The sequence below is a fragment of the Cupriavidus sp. DL-D2 genome, from assembly GCF_039710735.1.
Taxonomy (GTDB): Bacteria; Pseudomonadota; Gammaproteobacteria; order Burkholderiales; family Burkholderiaceae; genus Cupriavidus.
Window position 1 is genome coordinate 1 of record NZ_JBDKXK010000111.1, and the last position, 8,006, is coordinate 8,006.

7 protein-coding genes are annotated in these 8,006 nt (G+C 64.4%); 4 read left to right on the plus strand and 3 right to left on the minus strand.

Going from position 1 to position 8,006, the window contains the following annotated elements:
• Nucleotides 1–182: 182 nt before the first annotated feature.
• A complete protein-coding gene (locus ABDB81_RS29995; protein WP_130393972.1) occupies nt 183–554 on the minus strand; it encodes a hypothetical protein in 372 nt (123 codons plus the stop codon).
• Between the two features lie 252 nt (nt 555–806).
• Between ABDB81_RS29995 and fumC the strand changes: the two genes are divergently transcribed.
• A complete protein-coding gene (gene fumC, locus ABDB81_RS30000) occupies nt 807–2,210 on the plus strand; it encodes a class II fumarate hydratase (RefSeq protein WP_346814364.1) in 1,404 nt (467 codons plus the stop codon).
• A 465-nt stretch (nt 2,211–2,675) separates the two neighbouring features.
• Nucleotides 2,676–3,752, plus strand: coding sequence for a porin (locus ABDB81_RS30005; protein WP_346814365.1), 1,077 nt, complete (start codon nt 2,676–2,678; stop codon nt 3,750–3,752).
• Between the two features lie 27 nt (nt 3,753–3,779).
• On the opposite strand, the gene ABDB81_RS30010 is transcribed toward ABDB81_RS30005, so the two are convergent.
• Entirely contained in the window at nt 3,780–4,436 is a 657-nt protein-coding gene (locus ABDB81_RS30010; RefSeq protein ID WP_346814366.1) for a DsbA family oxidoreductase, read from the minus strand.
• Nucleotides 4,437–4,554: 118 nt separating this feature from the next.
• On the opposite strand from ABDB81_RS30010, the gene ABDB81_RS30015 reads away from it, so the two are divergent.
• Nucleotides 4,555–4,749, plus strand: coding sequence for a DUF1059 domain-containing protein (locus tag ABDB81_RS30015; RefSeq protein ID WP_137925878.1), 195 nt, complete (start codon nt 4,555–4,557; stop codon nt 4,747–4,749).
• A 52-nt stretch (nt 4,750–4,801) separates the two neighbouring features.
• On the opposite strand, the gene ABDB81_RS30020 is transcribed toward ABDB81_RS30015, so the two are convergent.
• Nucleotides 4,802–6,535, minus strand: coding sequence for an OPT/YSL family transporter (locus ABDB81_RS30020; RefSeq protein ID WP_346814367.1), 1,734 nt, complete (start codon nt 6,533–6,535; stop codon nt 4,802–4,804).
• Nucleotides 6,536–6,959: 424 nt separating this feature from the next.
• Between ABDB81_RS30020 and ABDB81_RS30025 the strand changes: the two genes are divergently transcribed.
• Nucleotides 6,960–7,895, plus strand: coding sequence for a 2-hydroxyacid dehydrogenase (locus tag ABDB81_RS30025; protein ID WP_346814368.1), 936 nt, complete (start codon nt 6,960–6,962; stop codon nt 7,893–7,895).
• The last annotated feature ends 111 nt before the right edge of the window (nt 7,896–8,006 follow it).

Genomic DNA, 8,006 nt, shown 5'->3' on the forward strand with positions numbered 1-8,006 from the left:
CGGAGACAATGATGCGACATACAAGGGGTTAGGGGAGAGGGCAGGCGGTTCGTCCTTGGCAAAGTTGGTTAGGACTTGATGCGCTTGCCCTCTCCCCCTGCCCCTCTCCCAGAGGGAGAGGGGCGCAAAACATCGGAAGGAGCAACGTCAAACACTGAACTTTCAGCGCCGAAACCACCCCATCAATGTCTTGTCGATTCCTCGGAAGCATCCGATGCCTGCGGGGCATCCGCATCGAATGCCACATGCCGGCCGTCGGCTGACTGGTAACCGAGCTTCGCGCTCTCGCCCATCATGCGTTCGTAGGCCAGCATGGCTTCGGCCACGGCCTTCGATTCGCCCCTGAACACCACCACATCGTTGCCGCAGCTCGGGCACTGGCCGCCGAACACGGCGTCGATGCCGCGCAGGTCCGGTGCCGGGATGGCGTCGAAGTTGGTGAATGCCGTCTTGCAGTGTCCGCAGACCAGTTGCGCGGGCCGCAGTGCATCTACGCGAGCCTGTGCCTGTTGTGCCCGTTCCTCGGGCGTGCCGCGCCGTTTCGCTTCACCCATGATGTGTTTCCTTTCTGACTTGGTGTTGACGTCAACTGCTGCGTTCTTCGCGCTTCTGCGTGCAAGCAGCTTTCGGCGCGAATGAATCGGCACAAACTACCCGGCGCACGGGGACCCGTTGCAGTGACGGCTCATTGTAGAGGCAGAACTGCGGCCATGCACATGCCGATGGCAGGGGCATGCGGCGCATGTAGCACCAGCGGTCTATGCTTACGGTCTCTGCCGATCTCTCTTGTCCGAAGGAGTCCGTCCATGTCCGAGAAGCCGTCCGCCACCCGTATCGAGAAAGACAGCCTGGGAGACGTTGCCGTCCCAGCCGATCATCTCTGGGGGGCACAGACCGAGAGGTCGCGTCAGAATTTTCGTATCGGCAGCGAGAAAATGCCGCCATCGTTGATCGAGGCGTTCGCCGTGCTCAAGCTCTGCGCGGCACGGGCCAACCGCGAGCTGGGCGTGCTGAAGCCCGATGTGGCCGATGCCATCGAGCGTGCCGCCGAAGAAGTCATCGCCGGCAAGTGGCCTGCCGAGTTCCCGCTGTCGGTCTGGCAGACCGGGTCGGGCACGCAGACCAACATGAACCTCAACGAGGTCATCTCCAACCGCGCCATCCAGATGCTGGGCGGCGAGGTGGGCAGCAAGAAACCCGTTCATCCCAACGATCACGTCAACGCCAGCCAGTCGTCGAACGACAGCTTTCCCACGGCAATGCATATCGCCGCCACGCGCGCCATCCAGCAGGAACTGCTGCCCTCGCTCGAAAAACTCCAGCAGACCTTTGCAAAGAAGGTCGAGGCGTTCTCCGACATCGTCAAGGTTGGCCGTACCCACCTGCAGGATGCCGTGCCGCTGACGCTGGGCCAGGAATTCTCCGGCTACATGACGCAGGTAGCGGATGCGCAATCGCGTCTGCACCAGGCCATGCTGCGGGCGATGCCTGTCGCACAGGGCGGCACTGCCGTGGGCACGGGCCTGAACGCGCCGCACGGTTTCGCCCCGGCCTTTGCCCGCGCGCTGGCCGCGTACACCGGCCTGCCGTTCGAGCCCGCTGCCAACCGCTTTGCGTTGCAAGCTGCGCACGATGCACTGGCCGATCTGTCGGGCGCACTGAACACCACCGCGTCGTCATTCCTGAAGATCGCACGCGACTTCATGCTGCTGGGTTCGGGTCCGCGCGCGGGCTTTGCCGAACTGCAACTGCCGGCCAACGAACCCGGCTCGTCGATCATGCCCGGCAAGGTCAATCCGACCCAGGCCGAAGCATTGGCGATGGTCTGTTGCCGCGTGATCGGCAACCACACCACGGTCACGCTGGCCAACAGCCTGGGCACGCTGGAACTGAACGCGTACAAGCCGGTGATCGTCTATAGCCTGCTGCAATCGGTCACGCTGCTGGCCGATGCGGCATCGAGCTTTGCCGAGCACATGGTGGAGGGCGTGGAGCCCGACCGCGCGCGCATCCAGGAACTGCTGGAACGTTCGCTGATGACCGTGACTGCGCTGAATCCGCATATCGGTTACGACAAGGCTGCCGAGATCGCCAAGCTCGCGGTGAAGAAGAATCTCTCGCTGCGCGAGGCGGCGATTGCTTCCGGCCATGTCACGAACGAGCAGTTCGATCAGTGGATCGACTTCAAGGCGATGACCATCGAAGTCTGAGCCAGGAAGGCTGATATTGACGAAGAAGGCTGCGCATCTGCGCAGCTTTTTTTTCGCCACGGTACGCGTGCGCTTGTCGCCGCAAAACCGAGTGCCCCGCCCGATGCGGTAAAATGCGCCCCTTCCGCAGCACTGGCAGCGCCGTATCACAGACCTCGTGCAGGTTTCGACAGATACGGCCACGGCCTCGTCGAAGAGGTGCCGCGGACACTCCGATGTTCAAGCAAGGCTTCGTGCCTTCGCTCCTGGCTTGCCTGTGCCCCGCTCACAGCATTCGCCAACCGCTTCGACCCTCGATCCGGGCCCTGCGCCGCTGCGCCGCGTGCATCCCGGATAACGCCCCGCGCGACTTTCGTGTGATTCGCATGACGAGAGACTCCCGCGCGGGACTGGAACCCTCTCAGGTACTTGCCTGAACCCGCCCGCCGCATCGCGCGGGCCGGTCCGTATTCCGGAGGACAATTCGTGAAGTCTTCAGCCAGCCTTTGGCTGCTTGCGGCCGGGCTCTTGCCCTGCGTCGCCTACGCCGACTCCGGCGTCACCCTGTATGGCATCGTCAGCTCGGCCGTACGGTACACCTCGAACATCGACGGCCAGCATCACGACCAGGTTGGACTGGTCTCCGGCGGCATGGTCGGCAGCCGTTTCGGCCTGAAAGGCACCGAGGATCTCGGCGGCGGCAATCGCGCCATTTTCCAGCTCGAAAACGGCTTCAACAGCGACACCGGCACGGTGGGCTACAACGCGCTTTTCGGACGGCAGGCATTCGTGGGATTGGCGGGAAACTGGGGCAGCCTGACGTTCGGGCGCCAGTACAACGCGGTGAACAACATCGGCTGGGCGTTCAATCCGCTCGATCAGGGTTGGGGGAATTTCTGGTCCGATCCCATCTACATTGGCGGCGATATCTTCTTCCAGGACTACCGCATCAATAACAGCGTGGTCTACCAGCACAAGATGGGGCCGTTTTCGGTGCAACTGGACTACGGTGCAGGCGAACAGCCGGGCGGCATGCACCGTGGCACCACACTCGGCGGTGGCGTGAAGTACGACCGTGGACCGCTGGCGCTGGGCATAGCGTACGACCAGCGGCGCAGCGACGATGGGGCGAACACGATCCGCAACTACTCGGTGGGCGGCTCGTATTCATTCGGCAAGGCCAGCGCATACGTGGGCCACATGGGACGGCGCGAATCGGAAACCGACGCGCACTACAACATTGTCTTCGCCGGACTCGGATACCAGCTCACGCCGGCACTACACCTCTCGGGCGCCTACTACCGATATCTGCAATCGGGGGGCGTGACCACGCAGTTCCAGGATGTGCCGATTCATCTTGGCGGCGGCAACGCGGATAGCGTCGCCTTCGTGGCCAACTACGCGTTTTCCAAGCGCACGAGTGTGTACCTGGAGGCCGATCTTGTGCACGCGCGCGGCGGCACGGTGGGACGCGAGACCGAGTACTGGGGCGGCACCCCCGTCACCGATGTCAGCCAGAGCACGCGCGTAGGCGTGATGGCCGGCATGCGTCACACGTTCTGATCGGCCGATCGATCCGTCGCGTGGCGGTCAGGCGGTCTTGCCGCTCTGCTCGGCCACGATGCCGCGGATTGCCTGCTCGAAGGCCTCGGGCGGCTGACCGCCCGAGAGCAGGTAGTGGTTGTTGAAGATGATCGACGGCACGGACTGGATGCCCATGGCCTGCGACTCGCGTTCTTCATCACGCACTTCCTGCGCAAACTCGTCGCTGTCCAGGATGTCGCGCGCCTCTTCGGCATCGAGTCCCACCGAGCGCGCGGCTTCCACCAGCACGTCGTGATTGCTCGGATCCTTGCCGTCGCCGTGATATGCCTGCAGCAGCGCCAGTTTCAACGGCAACTGCTTGCCTTCCGTGGCGGCCCACTGCAAGAGCCGGTGTGCATCGAACGTGTTGTAGACGAAGTCACGCGCACCGAACGTGAAACCCACGGCGGCGCCGCGCTCGCGGATCATGGCCTGGCTCTCGGCAATCTGCGCCGGCGTACGGCCGTACTTCTTGCCCAGGTAGTCGACGATGGCTTCGCCTTCCGGCCCCATCTGCGGATTCAGTTCAAACGGATGCAACACGATCTCGGCATCGACCTCGTCCTTGAGACGATCCAGTGCCACCATCAGCGAGGCGATGCCTACGGCGCACCACGGGCATGCAATATCCGATACCACATCGATCTTGAGTGATTGGGTCATGACTTGTTTTTCCAGCTTCGAAAGTGGCGACAGGGTAGCCGGATTTGCCGAATCCTGCAGGCCACGCGCCTCCTATACTGGATCTGGCGTGACCATCCATTCGCGCCGGGAGACTCCCATGGGACGCAAATACATCGATTGCCGCGAATTCCCCAGTGAAAAACAATGCACGGTCGCGCTGAGCGCGGACAGCGAGGCAGAGTTGCTCGAAGCCGCCGTGCAGCATGCCGTGCAGGTCCACGAGCATCAGGACTCGCCCGAACTGCGCACACAGCTCAAGGCGTGTTTCCACGACGGTGCGCCGCCAGCGTAGGTTGCTGGCTTCAGCATGACGCGCGGGGACACCGGAGCGCGCCCCGCGCCGCTCAGTGCATCACCGCCAGCAAGCCCGCAATACCGAATCCCAGCGCCGCCAGCGCATCGCCGGCAATCAGCCCGCCGCCGATCAGCGACGCGCTACTCATGTCTTCCGGCAACGTTGCATCGTTCGATGCCGGCCGGGTGCGGCTTTCCGCGAGACTCGCCACGACACCGCCCGCCGCCATCCACGCCGCCGCAGGCAGGTTCACGAATCCGCCGAATGAGGATGCATACGGCGACGGCAGCACCACGGCATCGAGCACGAAGTCAGCTACCTTGCCGCGCCGGCTGCGTTCCACGAAGGCGCGATAGCGATCCGAAGCGCGGATCACCTTGCGCAGGATCTCCGTTGCCAGTCCGATGCCGACACCGATCCACACCGCCAGCCGCTGATAGGGCCGATCCTCGGTCACGCTGCGCAGCGCGCCAACAATCTTGTATGTCATGGCCGAAGTCCAGCGCGCGGGTTGCTGGTCGGCGGACAGTACGGTCTGATCGAGGCGCAATACCGGGTACGCCTCCATGAACAGCCGCGCCAGCAGCACGGCCAGCACCGCGCCTGCCACGATACCGGCGACCTGATAGCCGAACTGGACCATGCGGTTTGTCCCCAACCGCCAGCCGGTTGAGCGGTCTTGCTGCATGTCGCACGCTTCCGCCGTGGAGACGAGCAGCACCGTCGCGGCGATCAGGCCGATATGCGGTTCGCGCAAACCCACGGCAGCCATCAGGATCACCGTCAACACGAAGGCCGACGAGATCGGGTTCTGGTCGACCATGCCCACCGAGATACCGTTGACCAGCGCGAACACCAGCACCAGCAGCACCGCCATCAACTGGTAGCCAACCGGCTGCCCGAACCACGCCACGCCAGCCACCACCACGGCTAGCCCCCAGGCCACCACCCACGCAATAATCCAGCGTTGGGGCGTGAGTGCGGCTTCGGGGCGAGCCTGACGCGAGCGCTGCCATGCACGGACCAGCAACAGCAGCACGTCGACCAACGCCGCGCCCATGATCATGCCGAGCGCGAACAGGAACGTGATCTTGCGATAGGGGTCGCCGGGCGCGAGCCAGCCAATCGATACGAAATACGGTGTCAGCGCCCAGCCCACCAGGCCGCCAACCAACGCCGCCACACCAATGCGCGCGCCGACGATCATCCCTGCCCCAAACGTGGAAGCCGACAGATCGATCGCACCAAGCCACGCGATACGCGATGCGCCAACGCTCGCCACCACACCCAGTCCCATGCCGCCGGCGAGCCGCGCAATCGAGCGGCGCAACAGCACCGGGTCTGTCAGCGCGCGCAGGATGTTGGCAACGGCAAGGCCGGAAGGAAAGGTCAGTTGCATCCGGTCCACCAGCAGCGGCGTGTACAACATGCCCACGCCCACGCCATACATGCCGATGCAGAGCATGTAGCCGATCAACTGCCACAACGGCGGCTCGGCCATCCCCATCCAGCCCATGGCCTGGATGACCACGGCCATGCCACCCATGCCCGCCACGGATGCGGCGGCGGTCTGGATGTAGTTGGCGCCGTGCCTACCCGATGCACCGTATCCCGCCGTCACGGCCGAGCCGAGGATGCCTGCAAGAACCTGCCCGCCGACGAAGAAGCCGAGCGAGAAGTTCATGTAAGCCGCCGCGATACCACCCAGGGGTCCAAGCACGAGCATGCCGGCTGCGCCGAGGAGGAGGTGGTATTGCCAGGTGTTGGGGCGGGGGAGCGGCATGGTGGGGTTGCTGAGGTCGGCGTGCTTGAGTCGTCGTGCTTGAGTCGTCGTGGTCGAAGTTTGTGCGGCTGGCCCTCTCCCCCAGCCCCTCTCCCGCTGTGCGGGAGAGGGGAGCAACCCGAGAGCATACGAAATCCCAATTGTTGTCTCCCCTCTCCCGCAGGCGGGAGAGGGGCGGGGGAGAGGGCCAGCGGTACAAATTGCGTGACTCGTGTCTCGCGACAACGCCCAAAGCGTACCCATTTCTGCGTGATCTACCCAGCGAAACATCGCAAAGCGTACCCGTTTCTGCGTACGCTGCCGACGCGCGGCAATCGCCCGAAACGACGATCCCGGCGCAGGCAGCCTGTGGGACGCAGGCATAGAATGTTGCGTCGGCCCCGCCGGCATCCACTACAAGATCTCTCTCCTCTCGCTGTCACGCATGAAGCCCGCCCTGCTTGTCCTGATCCAGCTCGAACCCGACCACCTCACCCTGGTCTCCGAACAATACGAAGTCGCTTACGCCCCGACACCCGAAGGACGCGCCACCGAAATCGCCGCGCGCGGCAAGACGTTTCGTGCCTTGCTGACCAATGGCACCACCGGCATCACGGCCGAAGAACTCGACGCCATGCCGGAACTGGGCCTGGTCTGCGCGCTCGGCGCCGGCTACGAGAACATTCCTATCGGCGCCTGCCAGGCGCGCGGGATCGCCGTAGGCAACGGCGCTGGCACCAACGACAGCTGCGTGGCCGATCACGCCATGGCGCTGCTGCTGGCCACCGTGCGCCGCGTGCCCACGCTCGACCGCGCCACGCGCGACGGCGTCTGGCGCAGTTCGATCGCGCTGCCGCCGAACGTGTCCGGCAAGCGGCTCGGCATCATCGGCCTCGGCACGATCGGCCGCCGCATCGCCCGGCGTGGCGAAGGCTTCGACCTGGAGATCGGCTACCACAACCGCCGTCCGCGCGCGGACGTGCCCTTCCAGTACTTTGCCGATGTCATGGCGCTGGCCGAGTGGGCGGACTATCTGGTGGTGGCCACGCCGGGCGGTCCTGAAACGCGGCACATGATCGACACGACCGTGCTGCGCGCACTGGGGCCGTCGGGATACCTGATCAACATCGCACGCGGCAGCGTGGTGGATACGAAGGCGCTGGCCGATGCGCTGCGTGCTGGGGAGGTTGGCGGTGCGGGGCTCGACGTCTATGAAAGCGAACCGGCGCCGCCGGTCGAATTGTTCGATTGCCCGAACGTCGTGCTGACCCCGCACGTCGGCGGCTGGTCGCCGGAGGCGGTGCTGGCGTCGGTGAACCAGTTCCTGGAGAACGCGCGTCGGCATTTTGCCGGGGAGCCGCTGGTGGCGCCGGTGGGGTGATTCCTCACGCATAGCGATATCCGTCGCTATGCGCTCCCCTCTCCCGCGCAAGTGGGAGAGGGGTGGGGGTGTAGTGGTCAAGTAATCTTGGACACTTTTTCAGGCAGACCT